This is a genomic window from Vibrio sp. Vb1554, from assembly GCF_033344235.1.
Genome location: NZ_JAWPOJ010000206.1, coordinates 1 through 1,366, shown reverse-complemented (window position 1 = coordinate 1,366; position 1,366 = coordinate 1). Strand labels below are relative to the sequence as shown.

Below are 1,366 nucleotides of genomic sequence, written 5' to 3'. Positions count from 1 at the left end.
ATGATCGTCGGCGGCTTTCAGCTCGGTTTGATGTACTGCTTCTACTACCAGTGTTTCTTACTCCTTTCTGTTCCAGAAGTGTTGCTGTTCACTGTGTTTACACCGATTTATGTGATGCTGATTTACGACTTCCTGAAAGGTCGTTTTTCGCCTTGGTATTTAGTCACCGCGCTGATCGCAGTCGCGGGTGCGGCATGGATCAAATTCGCTGGCATTAACGAAAACTTCCTAATGGGCTTTTTGGTCGTGCAAGGGGCGAACCTCTGTTTTGCCATCGGTCAGGTGGGCTACAAATACATCATGGAAAGTGAGCCCGTCGATTTACCACAGCACACCGTGTTTGGTTACTTCTACTTGGGTGCGCTTTGTGTAGCAACCGTGGCTTTCGCGCTCATGGGCAACCTCGACAAACTGCCAACCACCGCAACCCAATGGGGCATTTTGACCTACCTTGGTTTGATTGCATCAGGCTTTGGTTACTTTGCGTGGAACAAAGGGGCAACCTTAGTGAATGCCGGCGCGTTAGCGGTAATGAACAACGCGTTAGTGCCAGCAGGCCTGATTGTGAACATCGTAATTTGGAACCGAGACGTCGACATCGTGCGCCTCGCGATTGGCGGCGCGATCATCATGCTATCGCTGTGGATTAACGAAACGTGGGTGAAAAAACGCGTTGAAATGAGCTACGCCAATAAGTAACGTGCCTTTCTCGACACATATTCCAGCAATAAAAAACGCTCTCCAGTTGGAGAGCGTTTTTTTTAATTCAATTAATGCACTTTGGCTTGCGAGCTTGCGCCCATCAACGCATTAGGCGGCGTTGGTAACAACACTTCCAACTTCGCATTGCGGGCTTCCAGTTTGCGTTGACGCTTGAGCAACTTCTGCTGCTTTTTTGCCACTTTTAGCAGCTTTTTCTGCTGTTTGTAGTGTTTTTTCAGTGCCTTTTTCGCTTTCTTAAGCGCTTTTTTATCGGCCAAATCAAACAGTGCAGGAGCCGCCATCGACACTGGTGTCACCACTTTCGCGGCTTGTTTCTTCTCTTTCACTCGCTCGACCACACGTTTCACGATCGCCGCCTTTTCTGCGCTGTGTTTTGGCGTGACGGAAATGGATTGCGCAGGCAGCGCTTCAGCTAACAGACCGCATGCTTGTTGCTCGTTTAACGGCTTGTCTTGGCATTTTTGTGGAGGAATTGCGGCAGGCTTACACAATGAGTCTTTAGAAGCGGAAGAGCGTGCACAAGAGCGACAAACGAACTTAGGTGCGACGACCAAACGGTGAATGTCACCCAAGTTGGCCGCAATTTGTTTGCGGTTCATCTTACATAAGCGTTTAGACATTCGACTACTCCAGCTTCCCAATT

2 protein-coding genes are annotated in these 1,366 nt (G+C 49.0%); one reads left to right on the top strand and one right to left on the bottom strand.

The window, feature by feature from the left end:
* Positions 1-699 (top strand): EamA family transporter (locus tag R8N28_RS24990; protein ID WP_318183637.1); only part of this gene is annotated, 699 nt, incomplete at its 5' end.
* Positions 700-770: 71 nt separating this feature from the next.
* Here the strand turns inward: R8N28_RS24990 and R8N28_RS24985 are convergent.
* Positions 771-1,343 carry a hypothetical protein gene (locus R8N28_RS24985; RefSeq protein ID WP_020904396.1) on the bottom strand — a complete coding sequence of 191 codons (573 nt, stop codon included), beginning with the start codon at positions 1,341-1,343 and terminating at the stop codon, positions 771-773.
* Positions 1,344-1,366 lie beyond the last annotated feature (23 nt).

Excerpts from the sequence above, each read along its gene's own strand:
- R8N28_RS24985 (WP_020904396.1), bottom strand. The coding sequence starts at position 1,343 with ATGTCTAAACGCTTATGTAAGATGAACCGCAAACAAATTGCGGCCAAC.